Genomic DNA, 20,130 nt, shown 5'->3' with positions numbered 1-20,130 from the left:
GCTGGCTTGCACGGATTATCACTGGTAAAAATCTTAAGTCATATTTCTGCGGGGAGGCGGAAACGATGAACGAGATCACCCAATTCCCGGGCGGGCCTTCCTGCGAAAAGCGCCGACCCTCGGTGTTCCGTCAGCCCGATTCCATGATGTATGCCGACAATTGCCGCGAATTGCAGGCGGCGGCACGGCGCGGCGAATGCGACCTCCATGCCTGGACGCGGGGCAGCTATCCGGGCACAGGTCTGGGGGACCGGCTGCCTGGCATCTGCACTGTCGGTTTCTGGGATGCGCGGCACAGCCAGAACTGGGGCCTGGCGCGACATTGCAATGAAGGGTTCAAGATCGCTTGGCTGGCGCGGGGTCAGCTGGACCTGGTGGTGGATGACACCCAGCATGAATTGCGGCAGGGCCAGTTCATCGTGATCCGCCCCTGGCAGCAACACGCCATCGGGGCGCCGCATGTCGGGGCAAGCCGGCTGATCTGGATTCTGCTGGACGCCGGGCTGCGCCGCCCGTCGGAGCACTGGCACTGGCCCGACTGGATGGTGTTCTCCCAGACCGAGGCGCAGGCGCTTGGCCAGTTGCTGACCCAGAACATGCGGCCAGTCTGGGATGGCAATTCCGATCTGGCCAGAGGCTTTGACGCCTTGCCCCCAATCCTGACCAGCCGCAGCCCGGAAGAGGGCGAAAGCCGGCTGAAGCTGGCGATCAACGCCGTCATGCTGTCGTTGATCGAGCGAATGGCTGCGCAGGCCCCGGAACCGGATCCGCAACTCTCCACCTCGCAACATACGGTGGCGATTTTCCTGCGCCGCCTGCCTGATGCGCTGGCCGAGGACTGGACATTGGATGCCATGGCCGAGGAATGTGGCCTGTCGCGCACCCGTTTTGCCGATCTGTGTCGGCAGTTGACCAATCGCACCCCGCGCCAGTTTCTTCAGCATCTGCGGCTTGAACATGCGCGCGGCCTGCTATCAGGCGCGCAGCCTGCAAGCATCACCGACATCGCCTTTGCCTGCGGCTTCAACTCCAGCCAGTATTTTTCGAACGCCTATCGCAAACACTTCGGAGAGGCCCCCCGCAACACCGGGCAAGCCGCGGCGCTGTGATGGCAAGCGACGGCGGCTGGCAGCACCGAAATGGAATGCCGGGCCGTAGTTGATACCTGCGTGGTGCGACAAGCGACGGGCAGGTTTCACAAGACTGTCGTCCGCCATTCAATTTGGCGAACCTCCGCTTTGGCCTGGCCGTCGCGTGACCTATGCGGGCCCACCAGCCATTCAATGGCTCCCGCCCGCCTGACGCCCGCCTTTGCGCGATGAGATCGCTTGCCCGGTTTCGCAGACTGTCTATCATCGGCTGTCTGGGGTGCGACGCCCTTGAGGGTCCTGAGCATCGCCGCCCGTAGAAGGAGCACGTTCCGATGCTGCCGCAACAAAGCAAGGACATGACATTCCCGGGGCTGGTCCTGTCGCCGCTCTATGAGGATTGCATGTTGCGGTCGCGAGAGCGGCGCGAGACCTATGATGCGATCGCGGGAGAGCTGTGCGATTACGGGTTGCGCTGGCAGGGAGGGGAGGTCGATGCCCGCGCCTTTCGCTGCAAGACCGACAGTCTGGCGCTTTACTCCATGCGCTACGGCGATGAGGTCACGATCACGCCGGACGTCTACAAGGATTTCTTTCTGGTCCATCTGTGCCTGAAGGCAGGGATCGAAGTGGAAACCGATGGTATGATTACGGATGTGCCCGAAGGTTCGGTCTTCCTCAGCGCGCCGCGCCGCGCGATCCGCCTGCGCTGGCAAGAGGGCTGCGAGCAGTTGATCCTGCGCGTGCCCTACGCGGCGGCGGGGATGGAGGGCCGCAAGATGCAACGATCGGCCGCTCTGCTGCCGCGCGCCCTGTCACCCCTGCTGGTCAGCCAGTTGAACACGCTGATGGCCTTGTCACGGCAGGGTCCCGGTGATGCGGATTGGGCGGCACATGTGCAGACGGGGCTCGCCCGTTTTGTTGCGCAGCACCTGCTTCCCGGGGCTGCCGAGGCGGTCGGGATCGCTGGTGCCGATGCGCGCGACAGGTTGATCGGCTTTATCGGGGCGCATATGGCGCGTCCTGTCCAGCTGTCGGATCTGGCCCGGGCCGCAGGGTTGGGGCGGTCGCAGCTGAACGCGCTGACGCAATCTGCCTTTGGCTGCGCGCCGATGGTGCTGTTGCGCCGGATGCGGCTGCAGGCAGCGCATCGGGACCTGGAGGAGAATCCCGGACAGAATCTTACCCAACTGGCATTGCGCTATGGCTTTGACCATCAGGGACGCTTTTCCCAATACTATCGGGATGCCTACGGGGCGGTGCCGCGCCAGATGCGGACCGATCTGCGCCGGGGCGGCAGGGCCGCCGGTAAAAACGGATAGTCGCGCGCGTTTTGCCGGTATCTGCGGATATTTCAGTCTTCAAGCATCTCTCATGCTGATCCCAAATCCTGCGGCATGGCCTGCCTGCGGGACAGCGACAGGGAGATGCAAATGGCCCATGAAATGCCCGCGCGCAAAGCGCAATACGAGAACTTCATTGGCGGCGAATGGATCGCCCCGGCGGAAGGCAGATATTTTGAAGATCGCTCGCCCATCGATGGCAGCCTGATCGCGGAGTTTCCGCGCTCCACCGCTGCCGACGTGGATCTGGCGGTGGCGGCTGCATGGAAGGCGGCCCCGGCATGGGGCGCCATGTCACCGCAGCTGCGGTCGAACACGCTTCTCAAAATGGCCGACCGGATCGAGGCCAATGCCGCAGAGCTGGCGCTGGTCGAATGCTGGGGCAATGGCAAGCCGATCCGCGAATGCATCTATGTCGATCTGCCGAACACGGTGGATCAGATCCGCTATTTTGCCGCCGCGCTGCGCGCCGATAGCGGGGAATCCTCGGATATCGACGCGACGACGATCAATCTTGAGGTGCATGAACCTTACGGCGTTGTGGGCTGCATCATCCCGTGGAATGCTCCGCTGCTGATGGCCGCAATGAAACTGGGCCCCGCGCTGGCGGCGGGCAATGCTGTGATCCTGAAGCCTGCCGAGGATACGCCGTGGTCGATCACCCGTGTGGCAGAACTGGTGGCCGACCTGCTGCCGCCGGGTGTGCTGAACATCGTGCAGGGCTTCGGGGCCGAGGCCGGACATGCCCTGGTCATGCATCCCGGCGTGAAGAAGATCGCCTTCACCGGCGAGGCTTCGACCGGCAAGACCATCATGCGCAACGCCGCCGAGAACCTGACGCCGGTCACGCTGGAACTGGGCGGCAAGTCGCCCAATATCTTCATGCCCTCGATCATGGACAAGGATGATGACCTTCTGAACAAGGCCATCGAGGGATTCCTGATCTATCTTTACGATCAGGGTGAAGTCTGCGCCTCGCCGACCCGGGCGCTGGTGCATGAGGACATCTATGACGCCTTCATGGCGAAGGTGCGCGCACGGATCGCGCAGGTTGGTCTAGGTCACCCGCTGGACATGTCCACCGGCATGGGGGCGATGACCTCCAAGGCGCAATTCGACAAGGTGATGGGCTATCTGGAGATCGGCAGGGCCGAGGGGGCGAAGGTCGTCCATGGCGGGCAGGCTTACGCCGTGCCGGGCTGTGATGGCGGCTATTACATCCAGCCGACGATCCTTGAGGGCACCAATGACATGCGCACCTCGCGCGAGGAGATCTTTGGTCCGGTGACCACTGCAATCCGCTTCAAGGATGAGGCCGAGGCACTGGCCATCGCCAATGATACCGAGTTCGGCCTGACAGCAGGTGTCTGGAGCCGCGATTACCACGAGATCCAGCGCTTCGCCAAAGGCCTGCAAGCGGGCAAGATCTGGTGCAACTGCTATTACCTCTGGCCCGGCCATACCTCTTTCGGGGGCTATAAATCCTCGGGCTTTGGTCGCGAGATGCACAAGGTCGCGCTGAACAATTACCGCCACACCAAAAGCGTCGTGCATTCCTTCGGGACGCAGGCGTTTGGCTTCTTCTGATCGGGGGACAAGATGAAACAACTTTCCGAAGGCTTCCGGTCCGCGATGCTGGACAAACTGGATGCGGGCCTCCTGCGTGGCACCCTAAGCCGCCGCAAGTTCATCCAATGGTCGGTGGCGCTTGGTGTCTCGATGCATGCGGCCGCCGCGCTGGCCGATACGCTGGATGCGGCCCGCGCCAATCAGGACGCGCGGGCGAACAACCTGCCCGATCAATTCGATATCGTGATTTGCGGCGCGGGCACCTCTGGCTGCACGCTGGCGGGGCGGCTGGCCGAAGCGGGCCTTTCCGTCGCGCTGATCGAGGCCGGGGATTGGGACACCGCGCCCAGCATTCTCGATCCCGGCCAATGGTTCATGAACCTTGGCACCGAGCGTGACTGGGGCGATATCGCCGTGCCGACCGCCAGCGTGAACGGGCGCGCCATCGCCTCGCATATGGGTCATGCGGTGGGGGGCGGATCATCGATCAATGCGACGATCTGGGTGCGCCCGCCGCGCGCCGATTTCGATGGCTGGGCCGAGATCGCGGGCGATGCGGGGTGGGGCTATGACGCCGCGCTGAAAATCTTCCGCGAAAGGATCGAGAACTGGCAGGGGGCCGACAGCCCGTATCGCGGCAAGGGCGGCAAGGTCTGGGTGCAGGAGGCGGCGAACCCGCCCGCCATCGCGCCCGCCTTGCTGGACGCGGCCCGGAACCTTGGCCTGCCTGCGATGACCGACCTGAATGGCGAACGTGAGGAAGGCATCGGCGGTTTTGCCCTGATGAACCAGATCATCCGCGACAGACGCCGGGTGAATATGGCGCAGGCCTATCTTTACCCGGTGATCGACCGCCCCAATATCACCGTGCTGGTCAAGACGCAGGTGACGGGGCTGGTGATCGAGGGTGGCAAGGTGGTTGGCGTCAAGGCGCGGCGCAACGGGGACGAGATCACCCTGCGTGCCGCGCGCGAAGTCGTGCTGTCGGCAGGGGCCATCCGCACGCCGCAAATCCTGATGCTGTCCGGGATCGGTGACCGCGATCATCTGGCCGAACACGGGATCGCCGCGACCCAGCACGCGCCCGAGGTGGGGGCCAATTTCCATGACCATATCCTGCATGGTGGCTGTATCTGGGAAAGCCCCGAGCCGGTAGCGATTGCCAATTCTGCCGCCAATGCCTCGGGGTTCTGGAAATCCGATCCGGGTCTGGACCGGCCCGATATGAACATCGTGCAGATCGAATTGCCCTATGCCTCGGACGTCATCGGCAAGGAATATGCACCACCCGGTCAGGCCTGGGCGCTGTGTGCCGGGCTGGTCGATCCCAAAAGCCGCGGTACGGTGCGGCTGGCATCAAAGGACCCAATGGCCAAGCCGGTGGTCACAGCGAATTTCCTGTCCGACCCGCAGGATGTGAAATCCCAGATGGCCGCCATCGACCTTTGCCGTCAGCTTGGCAATGACGCGGCCTTTGCCCCCTATCGCACGCGCGAAGTGGTTCCTGGCCGTGATCTGGATCCCGCCGCCAAGGCCGAGTTCGTGAAGAATGGTGCCACGACCTTCTTCCATCAGGTCGGCACCGCCCGGATGGGCAAGGACGATGCCGCCGTGGTGGGGGCCGATCTGAAGGTGAAGGGGATCGAGGGGCTGCGCATCGTCGATGGGTCGATCATGCCGCGCATTGTCACCTGTGCCACGATGGCGACCTGCGTCCTGATCGGAGAGCGGGGGGCGGATCTGATCCTTGGGTAAAACGCAGGGCGGCACCGTGGAAGGTGCCGCCCGGCATTTTTCCGACCCATGACGCAGCAGGTTGCCTGAACCTCCGGCGTGGCTGAATGAAGGCACGATGCAGACATCGACGGGCTGGAAGGACCGCGCCGGCAGCGCAGCCGCCGATCAGCCGCTGGCAGCACGTCGACCGACCTTGTTCTGGGTGACTCGGGCGATTTTTCATCCTGTGCGCCGCGCAGCCATCGCAACCTCTCAGGCGGCGACCGACGCAGCCAAGAAACGTGCGGTCAACGGCCAAGTTGACTTGCGCAGGATGCCGCAAGTTGTTGCCATTTCGTGGCGAACAGGATGGGCCAAACATGCGTCAAAATCCTGGCCGATGATAGGCCCGCCGCGTCTGCCCCGCGCATATAAACCGCCCCCAGCGGCCTGCGCGGGGCACATCATGCACCATGCGCCGCATCTTGCGCAGATGATTTCCGCGAACTGCAGAAGCTGGCCTGAGAAGGTGCAGCCCCTTCAACCAGTGGAACGGCCTTTCGGATGATCCGGCGGGTCAATTCGCGGCCTTCGCGACCCGTCAGGAAACGGCGGGCTGTCTGAGGGGGCACCGCGATCGCGCGCGGCGCAAGCTCGGGGACGATCGCGAATATTTCCTGACGGGCTTGAGCGCCAAGAGATTTCAACGCCTCCTTGCCGGTAAAAAGTGACTCTGTCTGTGCCCCGTTCGACCAGATGACTTCTAGCGGTCGAACAGGAAGTGACAGTATTCCACCGCCTTCAGATCTTCGGCCACGTCAATGCCCGGCGCGCCGATCAGGTGTTGGCTGCAACCAGGCCCGTCTTTTCTCCCGCAACGGCGCGCAGCTCACCCGAAAGGCATAGGTCACGCCATTTCGGGTCACGACAACGCTCAGGAAGATGACTTCATCAAAGTTGATCTCGCCATTGGCCGAAATGTTGCTGTCGCGGATTTCGATCCTGACCCAGTCTGTCGCAAGGAATGGGTTGTTACCGACGAGGACTGTGCGCCCGCGACCCTCCCACGCTGGTGTCGCTGACGGAGTTGAAGAAGGCGACCTTGTCGCCTGCAAAATACAGGAATGCCATAGCACGTCACTCGATACGAAAAGGTCGATCGCCGATTCCGATCAGGGATCTTAGGCTGATAGGGGGTTTTGTAACACAATATCAGACACTTATGTGATACTGCCTAGTGGAAGACCTTCTGCTTCAGAATGTGGTCTTTTGCGGGTTGGATGGCTATTTCGCTCATGCGGCGGCCTGTGCCTGCGGTGCCAGGGCTGCCTTGCGCAAGCACCGCGATCCGGCAGGCCCGGTCCCTCGCGTTCATTTCGCAACCGGCCATCACCCCTGAATGCGGTCGGGCTGATGGCCGGGCTATGAATGCGCTATTCTTGTCGGATGCCGTCCTCATGGCGCAACCGGCTGCCATGCATCAGGCCCGCCGCAGCCAGCCGCGGATAGGCGGCGGCGGCCAGCACGGAATTGACCCGATGCAGGTCGCGCAGGATATCGAGGAACAGCTTTGCAGCGGCGCTGTTTGCTGATCCCTGCGACAGATCCGTCGCGACGATGTGATCTTCCAGCGCGCGGAACGCATCCTTGCGGCTGGCCAGCGCCTTGGCCACCTCCAGATCATCCGAGCACAGCGCGGCAGGCATCACCCGCAGCGTATCCAGCACGAGGGCGCGCAGTTCGGTCAGACGGGCTTGTTGAGTGGGATCAAGGCGGCAACTGCGCCGAACCTTGGCCCGCGCCCGATCTCCCAGGTTGCGTCGGATGATATTGCCCGCATGTTCGAGACTGCCGGCATAATGCAGGATCATCCGGGCACGACGCGCCTCTTCGCCGGTCTGGCCTTCGGCGCTCAATCCCCCAAGATAGCGGTTCAGCGCCTTCAGATGTGCGGCAAGCTGATCGTCCAGCACTGTCAGCTCGCGCAGGGTTTCCAGCTTGCCGCTGTCCAGCACATCCAATGCCCGATCGGTCATGCGCGATACCATCTCGGCCATGCGGGCTGTCTCCAGCCCCGCATTGGTCAGGGCCATATGCGGGGTCCGGGTTGCCGAAGGCACCAGATAACGCGGGGTAATCGGTTCTTGGTCCTGCGGGGCGGTATCCGCCACCAGCCATGCCACGATCCGCAACACATGATGCGACAGCGGAAGAAAGATCGCAGCCGCGGCAAGATTGAACCCCAGATGCATCTGCGCCACCGCCGTGGCCGGGGTCAGATGCAGCAGGTCCAGCCCGCGCAGCAGCGGTGTCATGGCCAGCAGCGCCAACAAGGCCAACCCGCCCCGGCACAGCAGGTTTGCAACCGGCAATTGTCGCGCGGCAGCGGGTTGCCCCATCGTTGCCGAAAGCGCGGGCAGGCCGCCTCCGAAATTCAGCCCCAGCACGAAAGGCAGCGCCTGCTCCGGCGCAAGGCTGCCATTCATCACAAAGGTGGTCAGCAGCAACACCACGGCCAGAGACGAATGGCAGATCCATGTCAGGATGGCCCCGGCCAGAAAAGCCAGCATTGGCTCTGCCGCCAAAGCGTTCAGCACCTCGTGAAACAGCGTCGCCTCGCGCAAAGGCGCGGTGGCACCGACCACCAGCTTCAGCGCGAACAGCATGAGACCAAGGCCGATCAGCATACGCCCCAGGTTGCGTGGCCGGAACTCGGCCGAACGACCAAAGGTCAGATAGCCCGCAAAGATCAGCACCGGCGCCAACATCGCAGCGACGGAGGAACCAGAGGCGAGAACCGCAGCCGTGGCAGCCGATCCGACATCGGCCCCCAGCAGCACCGCCAGCCCCGTCGCCGGGGCCAGCACGCCGCCTGCCGCCAGACTGGCCACGATCAGCGTTGTCGCGGTCGCGCTGCCAAGCACCGCAGTCACGCCCAGCCCGCCGCCAAAGGCCGCAATGCGGTTCGACAGCCGCCGCTCCAGCCAACCGCGCAGCCGTTCTCCCCAGCCACGCTCCATCCCGGTGCGGACCATGCGCACCCCCCAGAGCAACAAGGCCACGCCCCCAAGCAGATCGAGGATCACAAAGGTGCCGGTCATGGCGAATTCCTTTAATCCGCGACGGAAAGATCGGGAACGACGGCACCGATATTATAGCCCTCCAGCTGCGCCTCGGCGAACTGGCCGGGCACAAAACTGAGGATGGTTCCAGTGCCGGGCGTCACCGGGATGACCCGTGCCGGCGGCATCTGCAAAAAGGCATCCAGTGCCGCGCGGATCACACCGCCATGCACCACCGCCAGCAAATCGCCTTCGCCCGCGCCCAGCCAGTGCCGCAGGCCCCCCGCCACGCGATCGCGGAACACCGCCCAAGGCTCGCTTCCTTCGGGCGTATAGGTTCCGGCCCGCCAGGCATGATACAGTTCGGCATGGGCGGCGATCAGGTCGGGCTTGGTGCGCCCGGTCCAGCTGCCCATGTCCCATTCGCGCAGGCGCGGATCACTGGGGCAGTCGCCATGACCGATCAGCGCCGCCGTCTGCCGGGTGCGCCCCAGATCCGACGACACCACCCGCGCCGGCTTCAGGGCCCGCACAAAGGCACCGAACCGGCGGGCCTGCTCGATCCCGCGTTCGGACAGGTCGGAGTTATCCTGCCCCTGCAGACGGGATTCCGCATTCCAGGTGGTTTCGCCATGGCGCATCAGGATAAGGCGCATCATTCGATCCTTTCGCCGGTGGTGGCAAAGACGGCGTCAGGCGCGCCGGAAAGTGCAAATTCGATCGGGTCACCCGGACGGGTATCGGGGAAGTGGTCGACAATGGCAGAGAGGCGCAGCGCGCCCGCGGCGGCCGTCACCATCACCCGGCCTGCCATTGGTGCCGCCTCGGAAAACTCGGCCAGCAGCACCGGACGGTCGGGCGCGCGGCCCATGGTGATCTGCTCGGCGCGATAGAACAGCTGCACCGCGTCGCGGCCCTGTGCCAATGCGGCAGGGGCCAGCGGAACGCCTGCATGAAACAGCATGTCACCCTGTCGGGTCGCAGGCAGCAGGTTGCCCGGCGGTGTGCCAAGGAAGGTTGCGACAAAGGTGGTCGCCGGGCGCTCCAGCAGGGCGCGCGGCGGCCCGAACTGTTCCACCCGACCCTGGTTCATCACCGCCACATGGGTGGCCATGGTCATTGCTTCCACCTGGTCATGGGTGACATAGACCGAGGTGGCGCCGGTGGCGCGATGGATGCGCATCAGTTCGCTGCGCATCTCGATCCGCAGCTTGGCGTCAAGGTTCGATAGCGGCTCGTCGAACAGCAGGATCGCGGGCTTCGGGGCCAGTGTGCGGGCGATGGCCACCCGTTGCTGTTGCCCGCCCGAGATTTCCGCCGGGTAGCGATCCCGCAGGGCCGAGATGCCGAGCATCTTCAGCACCTCGTCGATCCGCGCCTCGCGGGCCGCATTGTCCCAGTTCGCTACTTTCAGCGGCCAGCCGATATTGCCCGCCACGGTCATATGCGGCCAGAGCGCATAGGACTGGAACACCAGCCCGGCATTGCGTTCCCTGGGGTCGGCCACGACGCCCCCCGCCCCGGACGACACGGTCTTGCCCATGAAGGCAATCTCGCCGCGCGTCGGCTCATCCAGCCCTGCCAACATCCGCAGCAGGGTGGATTTGCCACAGCCGGAGGGGCCGACGAGCACCAGAAAAGACCCCGGTGGCACCGACAAGGACAGGTCGGGAATGGCGGTGAAATCGCCGAAGCGTTTCACCAGGTTGGAGATGCGGATGGCATCCTTTGCTTCGGTCTGAACAGAAGCCATATTGGTCACTCCTTCCATTTCTGCACCCGTGCCTGAAGGGCCTGCGCGATCAGCGAGGCAGCCAGACAGATCACAAGGATCAGAACGGTGATGGCATTGGCGAATTGCATGAACCCCTCGGCGGCGTAACGATAGGCGACCATCGACAGGACCGGAGAGGTGGCGCTGAACAAGAGAACGACCAGCGACAGATCGCGGACCATCTTGACGAAGACCAGGATCGCCCCGGCCAGCAGGCCCCTGATCGCCAGCGGAAAAATGATCGCCCACATGCGCCGCAGGGGCCCGGCCCCGGTCAACCGCGCGCTTTCCTCCAGATCGGTGGCGATCTGGCCCAGAACGGAGCGCCCGGCCTGCACGGCATAGGGCAGGTTATGGGCGGCGGCAGCGATCACCAGCAGCGTGAAGGTGCCGTAAAGTGAGGGCAATGGCCCGAATGGGGCACCGAACAGTGCGATATAGGCGGCGGCAAATGCAATGGAGGGGATCAGCAGCGGCAGGAAAGCCAGTTGCGACAGGATATTGGCCAGAACCGTGCCCTTGTTGCGGGTGATGGTATGGGCCAATGCAAGCCCCAGCACCATCGAGATCAGCGCAACCACCAGCCCCAGCTTCAGCGTGTTGAACAGGGCCTCGATCAGCACGGGGTTGCGGAAGATCCCCGCCGTGCCCTGGGCGATCTGCCCACCACCTTCGCCGATCCAGAAATGCAGTGTCCAGTTCGAGAACAGTGCGCCGCTTTGCGGTGCAAGGCTCGAGGCTATCAGCACGACCACCGGCACGACGGTTGTCACGATTGCAAGGCCAAAGCCCGCGACAAACAGGGGCCAGCGCCATTTGCCCAAGGTAAAGCGACGCGTGCGCCCGCCCTTGCCGGTCACGGTGACAAAGGCCCGCCGCCCCGAGACCAGCCGGTCGGAAAGGAACAGGAACACGCCCGAGACGGCGATCAGCAGAAGGGCCAGCACGAAGCCGCGCTCGGCCTGGCCGATCTCGATCATGCCAAACAGGCGGGTCGACAGCGTCTGCATCCGCACCGGAAGACCCAGAAGCGCAGGGGCCGCGAAATTCGCCACCGCCCCAGCCAATGTGAGCGACGCGGCGGAAACCAGTGCGGGCGTCACCACCGGCAGGACGATGCCAAAGAAGATGCGCGGACGGCGCGCGCCTGTCATCTGGGCCGCCTCGACCAGATCGGCCCCGACCGAGGACAGGGCAGCGGCAATGATCGTGAAGGCCAACGAATAGTAATGCGCGATCAGCACGATCAGCACCGGCACGATGCCCCAGGCCAGCCAGTCGGGAATGATGAAACCATTGGCCTCGAAGAAGCCCGAGGATCCACCCATGCGGCTGTTGCGAAACAGCGTGCCCCAGGCCAAGGCGGCGGCAAAGCTGGGGATCATGAAGGGCAGGGTATGCATGACGCCCAGGATGCGGCGGCCCGGCACATCGGTCATCACCACCAGCCAGGCAGTAAAGCCCCCAAGCAACAGGCACCCAGCCGAGACGCCCAGCCCAAGGATCAGCGTATTCATCAGCGGTCGCCACCACAGATTCAGCGACATCGGGCTGGCGAGGATCGCGCTCCAGGCTTCAAGCCCGGACGGGGTCAGCGTGGCAAGCAGGATGCGCAAAAGCGGGGCCAACACCAGCACGCCGACGATCAGGATCATCAGCAGCGGCACCAGCCCGCGTGTATTCAATCGCCTGCGCCCGGATGGCGCGGCGGTGTCTGACAGGGGCATTGCGAAAATCTCCAGCGCTCAGGGCATGGTGCCGGGCGCAGCATCAGCGGCCACGCCCGGGCAATCTGTCACTGCAGGGTGATGATCAGATCGGCGATACGGGCGCGATGTTCGGCGACAGCTTCGGTATTGATGGTCCAGGCATTCAGCCCCTCCAGCGGCACCGAATCCGGGTCATCGGCAATGGTGGTGCGGGTGGCATAATCGCCCGGCACATTGAAGGGCGCAAAGGCCGGGCCGCCATCGGCGCTGTCATCACCGAACATGAAGTCGATGAGCAGCCGCGCCGCCGCGGGGCTGGGTGCCTTGTCGGCCACCGCCAGAACGGCCGGGAAGAGGATGCCGTTCGCCGGTTCGACGTCATTGGCGACCTGCAGGGCCCAGCCTTCTTCCTCATTGTCGCGGCGATCGGAATAGGTGCCGAAGGCCACCGGCGGATTGGTGGCGTCTTTGGTGCCCACGGCCTTGTTCAGATCGTCGCTGTTCGAGACCAGCACCAGATCGTTCAGGAAAAGGTTGCGGATGAACTGCTCCCCCGCACCATTCAGGTCGCTGTCCACAGCAATATCGCCACCGAATTGCGCCTTGTAGGCGGCGGCCATCTCCTCGGGATGCAGGGCGATCTCGGTCAGCAGATCCAGCAGTTCTCCGCGTTGGGTCGGATCCACCATCATCACCCGGCCAGACCATTCCGGCAGGGTCAACTGCCACAGATTGGTGATCGGGCTGCCATCGGGATAGGCCTGTTCATTATACATCAGCACCTTGGTCGAGAGGCGGTGCACCAGAAGCGGTGCCTTGAAGCCGTCATCGATCTGGGCGGCGACCCGGGGCGGCACATAAGTATGGACCCGGCCTTCAGCCAGAAGATCGCGCAGAACAATCGGCGCGTCGGCGATGTAAAGCACATCGACCGCATGGACCCCGGCCTGCTGTTCGGCCACGACCCGCGCGATCTGCTTGGCCGAGCTGAGATCCAGCCCGATCAGATCGACCCCGGGATATGCCGCCTCGAACGCCTTCTCGACGCGGGCGATCCGGCTTGACAGCGAAAAGACGGTCACCGTCTTTTCCTCTTTCGCCTTTTCATAAAGTTCGGCTGCAGACATGGTATCCAGATCCTGCGCCACAGCCATGACAGGGACGCAGGCCGCCGCAAGAAGTGCGGCCTTCAAGGTCTTGAACATGCTCTCTCCTCCCAGAGATGATCGCGGTTATGCGAAGCGGTCGAACAGGCCTGCCAGCTCCTCCAGCTTGGCGACAACCTGCAGTTCATGCCGACCAGCAATGGTCAGCAGAATGGCGTTGACGATGGTCATGGGAACGATTGGGGTCTGGAATTCCGTGCCCGACCGTCCCCTTGACGCGGCCAGAAGATGCCCTGCCGGTGGTGTCATGGTCGGCCCCGCCAGATCCGAGATCAGCAGCGTGGCCGCCCCCACCTGCGCGGCATGACCCATGACTGCCGCGTAGTCGGTCGGTTGCTTGCGGAAGGCCAGCACCAGCACCAGATCCCCGGCACCAAGCCCGGTCAGCCGCTCCGCGATGTCGCGCCCGCGCCCGGTCAGCATGACGGTGGTCATACCGAACCGATCCAGCCGTCGCTGCAGGAAAGCCGAAACGGCGGTGGCGTGGCCTTGCGCAAAGATAAAGACCTTGCGCGCCGCCACAATCATATCGGAAGCCGTATCGACATCGCGCTGGTCGATGCTGCGGGCAAGTTGCTCCAACGCGGCCAGTTCGCTTTGCACGAGATCGACCAGATAGCTGCCATCCGCCACCTTGGCGACCGACCGGCGCATCCGCGCGGCGGCATCCTGGCCTTCCATCACCTCACGCTGCAATTGCGCCCGCAGTTCGGGATAGCCGCTGAAGCCAAGTTTCTGTGCCAAGCGCGTGGCCGTCGTCTCATGCACCTGCGCCCGTTCCGCCAGTTGGGCTGCGGATAGGAACACCGCCTCGCCCTGCTGCCCCAGCAACACCTCTATGATGCGGCGATCCGAGGCGGTCAGGCGTTCGGATGTATCCTGAATGCGCGTCAGCAACGTCATCGCCGGGTCTCCCTTTTCATGTATACAGCATTCCGCAGGAAATCCTGCAAGTCAACACATTGCTGCAGGATTATCAGGATTCCTGACCGGGGGCCGCATATTCACCTCAGTGGCGGGGCCTTGCACAAAGGGCTACCAGCTTACCCAATGTGGCTATGAAGCGAAACGCATCACGCGACAGCATCATAGGCTGAGAGCCGTCCGGCAAAGCCACCTCCGAAGGGTGGATCGCCCCGAAGAGGCGCTTGCACACTGGCCGATATGTGCGATGTCATGTAGTAGCGTCGATATACGCAGCCAGCACGCTTTGCAGCCAATCGGCGAACACCGTCAGGCGTCGTATGCTGCGGGGTTGGCCGGGAAAGAGCAGCGTCATCGGCAATGATTCCGCGCGGTGACCAGGCATGACCTCGACAAGATCGCCTGACGTGATGTGATGCGCCACATCATAGGCCGGGATCTGGATCATCCCCATCCCGGCCAAAGCGCAGGCGATATAGCCTTCGGCACTATTGGCACTGACACGCCATGGCACCGAAAAGCTCTGCGGCCGGTCACCGTCTTGCCATTCCCAATCGGCGATCCGCCCGGTTGAGGGTGAGGCGTAGGCCACCTGCCAATGGTGCTCCAGATCCGCGGGGACAAGCGGGATGCCGTATTGGGCCAGATAGGCCGGACTTGCCACATTGATCTGGCGCAGGTCGCCGAACCGCCGCGCCCGCAGCCCCGACGCGGGCAGGGGGCCCACGCGCAGGGCCATGTCGACCCGTTCGCCGATCAGATCCACGGCACGGTCGGTCATGCCCAGTTCGATCCGCAGCCCCGGCCAGCGGGCCAGAAATGCGGGCAGGGCCGGGGTAACGATCAGCCGCCCGATCCGCCCCGGCAGATCGACGCGGATCCGCCCCTCGATCCGGCGCGAGGCCGTGCGAAACATGCCCTCGATCTCTTCGCTTTCTGCCAGAAAGGCGAGGCAGCGTTCGTGAAAATCGGTGCCTTCATCCGTAGGTGTCACCATCCTGGTGGTGCGGTTCAACAGCCGCACCCCCAGCCGTGCCTCCAGATCGGCGATGGCGGTGGAGACGGTGGAGCGTGGCATCTGCAGCAGATCCGCGGCGCGGGTAAAGCTGCGGCTTTCGATGACGCGGACGAAAATCCGGTAATGCTCGATCCGGTCCATTGTTCGAATCCTGCGACAAGTGAAATCAGAGGCTAAGGATTTATGTATCCCGCCTGCAAGCTATCTTCTGCCTGTCTTATGTATGCAGGAGTGATGTTCATGGTTGCGCGAACATTGAAGGACAAGACGGTTCTGATCGCAGGTGGCGGCAAGAACCTTGGGGCGTTGATCGCCAAGGATTTTGCGGCGCAGGGCGCAAAGGCCATCGTGATCCACTACAACAGCGATGCGACTGCGGCCTCGGCGGCGGAAACCGTCGCGGCGGTGCAGGCGCTTGGTGCCAAGGCTGTGGCGATTCAGGCGGACCTTTCGACCGCAGGCGCGGTGGAGAAGCTGTTTGCGGATACGATTGCGGCCGTGGGCCGCCCGGATATCGCGGTGAACACCGTTGGCATGGTGCTGAAAAAGCCGATGCTGGAGATTACCGAAGCCGAATATGACGCGATGAGCAATGCCAACGCGAAATCGGCCTTCTTCTTCCTGAAAGAAGCGGGCAAGGCGGTGCAGGACAATGGCGTGATCACCACGCTGGTTACCTCGCTTCTGGGGGCCTACACCCCCTTCTATTCCAGCTATGCCGGAACCAAGGCCCCGGTGGAGCACTTCACCCGCGCCGCATCCAAGGAGTTCGGGGATCGCGGGATTTCGGTGACGGCCATCGGGCCGGGGCCGATGGATACCTCGTTCTTCTATGGGCAAGAGGCTCCCGAGGCGCAGGCCTATCACAAACAGGCTGCTGCCCTTTCGGCCTTCTCGAAAACCGGGCTCACCGATATCGAGGATATCGTGCCGTGGATCCGCTTCCTCGTGACCGAGGGCTGGTGGATGACCGGCCAGACCATTCTGGTCAATGGTGGCTATACCACCAAGTGACCGGAGCGGCCCGGCTGTCCCCAGCAGCCGGGCCTTCTGCCTTTCAGGTCTTTGCAACACCGAGTGTATTTTCATGTCCGATCCCGTTCTTCCGCCGATCCTTGACCGCTTCGTCTCCGCCGTGAATGCCGGTGACACGCCGGGCTTTCTGGCCTGTTTCACCGCCGACGGGGTGGTGGATGACTGGGGCCGTGCCTTTCACGGCCATGACGGCATCCGCCGCTGGTCAGATGGCGAGTTCATCGGGGCAAAAGGCACCCTGACCGTGGAAAGCCTGTCCACCAAAGGCGGCGTCGAGGTGATGAAGGCCAATTGGGCCAGCCGAGTCTTCACCGGCGACAGCACCTTCCGCTTTCGTCTCCGCGACGGGCTGATCGTCGAGATGAAGATCTCGGAGTGATGCGATACACAGGAGCAGCGTATTTTTCCCGCAGGTGCCATGTGTGGACATCCCCGGCTTCTGTGGCGAGCGCTTCGTCCAGTATCTGTGCCTTACGCTAGAAGGCGATGGGCATTGAAAGCCGAGTGCTGAATGTCGCGTGATGCGGTTATGGAGCCCGTCAATACACGGGCGACAGCACGTTCGGCCTGCTGGCGGGATTGCCATGCGACAGCCCCTTTCAGTTCCGACTTGATGGTCTTGAGAACGTTTCGGCCATCGCGCTATTGACGCAGGCCCCGCGCGCGCTCATCGAGATCAGGATGCTGATGTGTCAACTTTTCGGGCAGGTTGCGGTGCGCCCCTGTGAGGGTCTTCTGTGATCCATTCCGGATCGCCGCGCGTATTCCCAAGGTTGATCTGCAGCGGAGCGCCAGAACCATGGGACAAGTCGTCTTTCTCTATGCGGTGACGTCGTCGGTTTTCCTGGTTTTTGACAGTCTGGGCATTCGCTATCTGATCCGCCCTATCTTCGAGACCCATATCGGGCACCTGCTGGCCGCGCCGCTCAGGCTGGGGGCTGCGGTCGCGTTTTACCTGCTCTATGTTGCGGGGGTGATGGTCTTCGTTTCATGGCCGGCCCTGAAGTCGGGCGCGCCGTTACAGGCGCTGCTGTTGGGGGCGCTTTTGGGGGCGATGTGCTATGGCACCTATGAAATGACGAATTACGCGACGCTTGCCGATTGGTCGTGGCAGCAGGTGGTGGTCGACGGGCTTTGGGGCACCTTCCTGACCGGCTTTGCGGCTTGGGCCGGGGTGGCCGCGGTCAGCGGCCGTCTGGTTTGACGCCAAGGCGCCGGGTCAGGCGCAGCGAAAGGGCATAGGGCAAGGCGCGCAGCGCCTTGATCGCCCAGGTAAAGCGTTTGGGAAAGTGCAGCTCGAAGGCGCGGCCTTGCAGCCCCCGTATCACCGCTTCGGCGGCGTCGTCGGGGGTGATGATCGCGGGCATGGTGAAGTCGTTCTTCGCTGTCAATCGGGTTGCCACAAAGCCGGGGCAGACCAGCCGCACATCGACGCGCGGGGCCAACTCGATCCGCAGGGATTCCGCCAGATTGTTCACCGCCGCCTTGGTCGCACTATAGGGCTGGCCGCCGGGCAGGCCGAAATACCCGGCGACCGAGCCGAACAGTACCAATTGCCCGCCATCGCGCAGCAGGGGCGGGGCAAGGCGTGCGACCTCGAAACTGCCCAGCAGGTTCACAGCGACCAGTCGCGCGGTGGTTTCGGGATCCATGTCTTCGACCCGGCTCGGATCATAAAGCGCCGCGGTGCAGATCACCGCATCCAGACTGCCGGGGCCAATCGTCGCCGCAGCCTGCGCCAATGATCCCGCCGTGGCCAGATCCACAGGCAGCACCTGTGCCGCCGCGCCGCAACGCGCGGCAAGGTCGTCGAGGGCGGCCTTGTTCCGGGCGGAAAGGATCAACTGCGCGCCCGCTTGCGCAAGGGCCCGGGCCAGCGCGGCGCCGATCCCTTCACTGGCCCCGATGATCCAGACAGTCGTGCCAGCAAAGCCCATGGTGTCAGATCCGGAACAGCGGCTGCAACAGGCGCGGGATCATGGCGCGGAATCGCAGGGGGGCATCGGTGGCGGCCAGACAGATGCATGGGCCTTCGGGGCCTGCGACTGGCTGATGATCGATATCGTCATGCGCGGTCTCGACATCGCCGGGGCCGAAGCGGCCCGCGCTGTCAGAAAAGCTGCCCTGCAACACCAGCGTCAGCTCCAGCCCGCCATGGCTGTGTTCGGGCACTGCGCGGCCCGGCGGAATATACAGCAGCCGCAGCGACCCTTCGCTATCGGCCGACAGGATGTGCTGACGGATGCCACCCCCCAACATGCGCCAGCCGGGCGGACGCCCGCCAAGTGCCTGCATGACCGGGGCGGGAAAGATGCCCGAAGCGGCAATGGGCACCGAGGGGGGCGGTGCCCGATCCAGCGCTGCCAGCAGCCGGTCTTGCGCGCCAGCGCGCATCGCCGCCGGGGCGATCCGGTCCAGCAGCGCGCCACCGATCATCTCGGCGGCCTCGGATCGCGCGCGGCAGGCATCGCAAAGCGACAGATGGGCGGCCACGACCACAGCGAAAGCATGGGGAAGATTGCCGGTGACATAGGCATCCAGCAGCGCGTCGGGAAGGTGATGGGTAATGGCGGTCATGGCTGCCTCAACTCGTTCAGGTCGCGCCGCAAGCGTTCCAGGCCCAGCCTGATCCGCGATTTGATGGTGCCAAGGGGCAGGCCGGTCATCTCGCTGATCCGGCTATGGGGCAGATCCTCGAAATAGGCCTGTTCCAGAACGCGGGCCTGATCGGGCGACATCGCGCCAAGCGCGCGGCGCAACAACGCGGCCTCTTGCCCAAGGGCCATGATCTGCGCCGCGTCGGGTTCCGCGCCTTCGGGTTCCACCAGTAGATCGGGTTCCGGCGGTGCCTTGCGGCGGGCGAGGTCGATGTGGCGGTTGCGGGCAATGCGATAGATCCAGGCGCTGGCCTCTGCCCGGTGTGGATCGAATTGTGCGGCCTTGTGCCAGACCGCGAGCATGACATCCTGCACCACATCCTCGGCGCTGCCGTCGCGCAGACCACCGCGCAGCAGCATTGCCTTGAGACGCGGGGCAAAGTGTTCAAACAACAACAGAAAGGCTGCGCGGTCGCGCTGGTCGCGCACAGCCAGCAACCACAGTGTAGGATCGCTCCGGGTGGCGTCGGTCTGGTTCACCGTATCGGCTTGCAAAAGCCCGCTCTCCCCTGCTGTCATCCGGGCCCGATGGCACGGCGCTGTTGCGACCGTATCCGACACCCCCACCGCGCCCGCAAGGGGCGGCGCGATCACATCGGGGCTGTTGCGGTCATTTTGCACCATGGCATGAATACGCCCGTTTGTTTCAAACAGATCACCCCGGCAGAAAGATATCTTTCCGGTGATCCGGCAGCCGCATGGTGGCGTAATCCAACACGGACGGATATGAAGGAGACGGCTTTGCCCTTTGATCTCACGCATGGCGCACCGCAAAAGATCGCCATCATCGGCGGCGGGATTTCTGGCCTTTCAGCCGCCTGGCTGCTGTCGGGGCATCATCAGGTCACCGTGTTCGAGGCATCGCCCCGCCTTGGTGGCCATGCCCGCACCGTTTTGGCCGGGCGGCGCGGCGATGTCGCGGTCGATACCGGGTTCATCGTCTTCAATTACGCCAATTATCCGCATCTGACGGCGCTGTTCCGCGATCTGGATGTGCCGGTGCAACGCAGCGACATGAGCTTTGGCGTCTAGCTGGATCATGGCCGGATCGAGTTCGCGCTGCGGTCGG

Annotated in this window: 19 protein-coding genes; 9 read left to right on the top strand and 10 right to left on the bottom strand. The window is 63.7% G+C overall.

What is annotated here, in order from left to right:
- Window positions 1-65 precede the first annotated feature (65 nt).
- From GBJ34_RS14005 to GBJ34_RS20590, 5 genes are all read left to right on the top strand, one after another.
- A complete protein-coding gene (locus tag GBJ34_RS14005; RefSeq protein ID WP_151719826.1) occupies window positions 66-1,109 on the top strand; it encodes a helix-turn-helix transcriptional regulator in 1,044 nt (347 codons plus the stop codon).
- 314 nt (window positions 1,110-1,423) lie between these two features.
- Window positions 1,424-2,410 carry an AraC family transcriptional regulator gene (locus GBJ34_RS14000; protein ID WP_151719825.1) on the top strand — a complete coding sequence of 329 codons (987 nt, stop codon included), beginning with the start codon at window positions 1,424-1,426 and terminating at the stop codon, window positions 2,408-2,410.
- A gap of 111 nt (window positions 2,411-2,521) precedes the next feature.
- Window positions 2,522-4,018, top strand: a complete 1,497-nt coding sequence (locus tag GBJ34_RS13995) for an aldehyde dehydrogenase family protein (protein WP_151719824.1) — start codon at window positions 2,522-2,524, stop codon at window positions 4,016-4,018.
- 12 nt (window positions 4,019-4,030) lie between these two features.
- Complete coding sequence (locus GBJ34_RS13990) at window positions 4,031-5,755, top strand: GMC family oxidoreductase (protein WP_151719823.1); 1,725 nt, start codon at window positions 4,031-4,033, stop codon at window positions 5,753-5,755.
- A 97-nt stretch (window positions 5,756-5,852) separates the two neighbouring features.
- A complete protein-coding gene (locus tag GBJ34_RS20590; protein WP_192931225.1) occupies window positions 5,853-6,284 on the top strand; it encodes a hypothetical protein in 432 nt (143 codons plus the stop codon).
- Window positions 6,285-7,149: 865 nt separating this feature from the next.
- Here GBJ34_RS20590 and GBJ34_RS13985 read toward each other — a convergent pair.
- The 7 genes from GBJ34_RS13985 to GBJ34_RS13955 form a co-directional block, all read right to left on the bottom strand.
- A complete protein-coding gene (locus GBJ34_RS13985; RefSeq protein WP_151719822.1) occupies window positions 7,150-8,817 on the bottom strand; it encodes a Na/Pi cotransporter family protein in 1,668 nt (555 codons plus the stop codon).
- An 11-nt stretch (window positions 8,818-8,828) separates the two neighbouring features.
- Window positions 8,829-9,434 carry a histidine phosphatase family protein gene (locus GBJ34_RS13980; protein WP_151719821.1) on the bottom strand — a complete coding sequence of 202 codons (606 nt, stop codon included), beginning with the start codon at window positions 9,432-9,434 and terminating at the stop codon, window positions 8,829-8,831.
- Window positions 9,434-10,531, bottom strand: a complete 1,098-nt coding sequence (locus GBJ34_RS13975) for an ABC transporter ATP-binding protein (RefSeq protein WP_151719820.1) — start codon at window positions 10,529-10,531, stop codon at window positions 9,434-9,436. The genes GBJ34_RS13980 and GBJ34_RS13975 overlap by 1 nt, the downstream gene beginning before the upstream one ends.
- A 5-nt stretch (window positions 10,532-10,536) precedes the next feature.
- Window positions 10,537-12,279 carry an ABC transporter permease gene (locus tag GBJ34_RS13970; RefSeq protein ID WP_151719819.1) on the bottom strand — a complete coding sequence of 581 codons (1,743 nt, stop codon included), beginning with the start codon at window positions 12,277-12,279 and terminating at the stop codon, window positions 10,537-10,539.
- 68 nt (window positions 12,280-12,347) lie between these two features.
- A complete protein-coding gene (locus GBJ34_RS13965) occupies window positions 12,348-13,466 on the bottom strand; it encodes an ABC transporter substrate-binding protein (RefSeq protein ID WP_151719818.1) in 1,119 nt (372 codons plus the stop codon).
- Window positions 13,467-13,493: 27 nt separating this feature from the next.
- Window positions 13,494-14,330: a MurR/RpiR family transcriptional regulator gene (locus tag GBJ34_RS13960; RefSeq protein WP_151719817.1), complete on the bottom strand. Its 837-nt coding sequence runs from the start codon at window positions 14,328-14,330 to the stop codon at window positions 13,494-13,496.
- A 271-nt stretch (window positions 14,331-14,601) separates the two neighbouring features.
- Window positions 14,602-15,510 (bottom strand): LysR family transcriptional regulator, encoded by a 909-nt coding sequence (locus GBJ34_RS13955; RefSeq protein ID WP_151719816.1) that lies wholly within the window; start codon window positions 15,508-15,510, stop codon window positions 14,602-14,604.
- Window positions 15,511-15,609: 99 nt separating this feature from the next.
- On the opposite strand from GBJ34_RS13955, the gene GBJ34_RS13950 reads away from it, so the two are divergent.
- The 3 genes from GBJ34_RS13950 to GBJ34_RS13940 all read left to right on the top strand — a co-directional run bounded on the left by GBJ34_RS13950 (window position 15,610) and on the right by GBJ34_RS13940 (window position 17,608).
- Entirely contained in the window at window positions 15,610-16,383 is a 774-nt protein-coding gene (locus GBJ34_RS13950) for an SDR family oxidoreductase (protein ID WP_151719815.1), read from the top strand.
- Window positions 16,384-16,456: 73 nt separating this feature from the next.
- Window positions 16,457-16,783 (top strand): nuclear transport factor 2 family protein, encoded by a 327-nt coding sequence (locus GBJ34_RS13945; protein WP_192931224.1) that lies wholly within the window; start codon window positions 16,457-16,459, stop codon window positions 16,781-16,783.
- Window positions 16,784-17,203: 420 nt separating this feature from the next.
- Window positions 17,204-17,608 (top strand): DUF2177 family protein, encoded by a 405-nt coding sequence (locus tag GBJ34_RS13940; protein WP_151719813.1) that lies wholly within the window; start codon window positions 17,204-17,206, stop codon window positions 17,606-17,608.
- On the opposite strand, the gene GBJ34_RS13935 is transcribed toward GBJ34_RS13940, so the two are convergent.
- Genes GBJ34_RS13935 through GBJ34_RS13925 form a run of 3 tightly spaced genes read right to left on the bottom strand, consistent with a single transcriptional unit; the run spans window position 17,589 to window position 19,580 of the window.
- Window positions 17,589-18,341 (bottom strand): SDR family NAD(P)-dependent oxidoreductase, encoded by a 753-nt coding sequence (locus GBJ34_RS13935; RefSeq protein WP_151719812.1) that lies wholly within the window; start codon window positions 18,339-18,341, stop codon window positions 17,589-17,591. The genes GBJ34_RS13940 and GBJ34_RS13935 overlap by 20 nt on opposite strands.
- 4 nt (window positions 18,342-18,345) lie before the next feature.
- Window positions 18,346-18,981 (bottom strand): ChrR family anti-sigma-E factor, encoded by a 636-nt coding sequence (locus GBJ34_RS13930; RefSeq protein ID WP_151719811.1) that lies wholly within the window; start codon window positions 18,979-18,981, stop codon window positions 18,346-18,348.
- Window positions 18,978-19,580 carry a sigma-70 family RNA polymerase sigma factor gene (locus tag GBJ34_RS13925; RefSeq protein ID WP_151719810.1) on the bottom strand — a complete coding sequence of 201 codons (603 nt, stop codon included), beginning with the start codon at window positions 19,578-19,580 and terminating at the stop codon, window positions 18,978-18,980. Before GBJ34_RS13925 ends, GBJ34_RS13930 begins: the two co-directional genes overlap by 4 nt.
- A 222-nt stretch (window positions 19,581-19,802) precedes the next feature.
- Here GBJ34_RS13925 and GBJ34_RS21230 point away from each other — a divergent pair, with 222 nt between their 5' ends.
- Window positions 19,803-20,093 carry an FAD-dependent oxidoreductase gene (locus tag GBJ34_RS21230; RefSeq protein WP_404811430.1) on the top strand — a complete coding sequence of 97 codons (291 nt, stop codon included), beginning with the start codon at window positions 19,803-19,805 and terminating at the stop codon, window positions 20,091-20,093.
- Window positions 20,094-20,130: the final 37 nt, after the last annotated feature.

The sequence above is a fragment of the Gemmobacter serpentinus genome, from assembly GCF_008973825.1.
GTDB lineage: Bacteria > Pseudomonadota > Alphaproteobacteria > Rhodobacterales > Rhodobacteraceae > Gemmobacter > Gemmobacter serpentinus.
The sequence above is the reverse complement of the archived record's forward strand: the minus strand, read 5'-3'. Positions and strand labels throughout refer to the sequence as shown.

Excerpts from the sequence above, each read along its gene's own strand:
- GBJ34_RS13970 (WP_151719819.1), bottom strand. The coding sequence starts at position 12,279 with ATGCCCCTGTCAGACACCGCCGCGCCATCCGGGCGCAGGCGATTGAAT.
- GBJ34_RS20590 (WP_192931225.1), top strand. The coding sequence starts at position 5,853 with ATGCAGACATCGACGGGCTGGAAGGACCGCGCCGGCAGCGCAGCCGCC.
- GBJ34_RS13950 (WP_151719815.1), top strand. The coding sequence starts at position 15,610 with ATGGTTGCGCGAACATTGAAGGACAAGACGGTTCTGATCGCAGGTGGC.
- GBJ34_RS13945 (WP_192931224.1), top strand. The coding sequence starts at position 16,457 with ATGTCCGATCCCGTTCTTCCGCCGATCCTTGACCGCTTCGTCTCCGCC.
- GBJ34_RS13925 (WP_151719810.1), bottom strand. The coding sequence starts at position 19,580 with ATGACAGCAGGGGAGAGCGGGCTTTTGCAAGCCGATACGGTGAACCAG.
- GBJ34_RS13975 (WP_151719820.1), bottom strand. The coding sequence starts at position 10,531 with ATGGCTTCTGTTCAGACCGAAGCAAAGGATGCCATCCGCATCTCCAAC.
- GBJ34_RS13990 (WP_151719823.1), top strand. The coding sequence starts at position 4,031 with ATGAAACAACTTTCCGAAGGCTTCCGGTCCGCGATGCTGGACAAACTG.
- GBJ34_RS13930 (WP_151719811.1), bottom strand. The coding sequence starts at position 18,981 with ATGACCGCCATTACCCATCACCTTCCCGACGCGCTGCTGGATGCCTAT.
- GBJ34_RS14005 (WP_151719826.1), top strand. The coding sequence starts at position 66 with ATGAACGAGATCACCCAATTCCCGGGCGGGCCTTCCTGCGAAAAGCGC.
- GBJ34_RS13960 (WP_151719817.1), bottom strand. The coding sequence starts at position 14,330 with ATGACGTTGCTGACGCGCATTCAGGATACATCCGAACGCCTGACCGCC.
- GBJ34_RS13935 (WP_151719812.1), bottom strand. The coding sequence starts at position 18,341 with ATGGGCTTTGCTGGCACGACTGTCTGGATCATCGGGGCCAGTGAAGGG.
- GBJ34_RS13985 (WP_151719822.1), bottom strand. The coding sequence starts at position 8,817 with ATGACCGGCACCTTTGTGATCCTCGATCTGCTTGGGGGCGTGGCCTTG.
- GBJ34_RS14000 (WP_151719825.1), top strand. The coding sequence starts at position 1,424 with ATGCTGCCGCAACAAAGCAAGGACATGACATTCCCGGGGCTGGTCCTG.
- GBJ34_RS13995 (WP_151719824.1), top strand. The coding sequence starts at position 2,522 with ATGGCCCATGAAATGCCCGCGCGCAAAGCGCAATACGAGAACTTCATT.
- GBJ34_RS13965 (WP_151719818.1), bottom strand. The coding sequence starts at position 13,466 with ATGTTCAAGACCTTGAAGGCCGCACTTCTTGCGGCGGCCTGCGTCCCT.
- GBJ34_RS13980 (WP_151719821.1), bottom strand. The coding sequence starts at position 9,434 with ATGCGCCTTATCCTGATGCGCCATGGCGAAACCACCTGGAATGCGGAA.
- GBJ34_RS13940 (WP_151719813.1), top strand. The coding sequence starts at position 17,204 with ATGGGACAAGTCGTCTTTCTCTATGCGGTGACGTCGTCGGTTTTCCTG.
- GBJ34_RS13955 (WP_151719816.1), bottom strand. The coding sequence starts at position 15,510 with ATGGACCGGATCGAGCATTACCGGATTTTCGTCCGCGTCATCGAAAGC.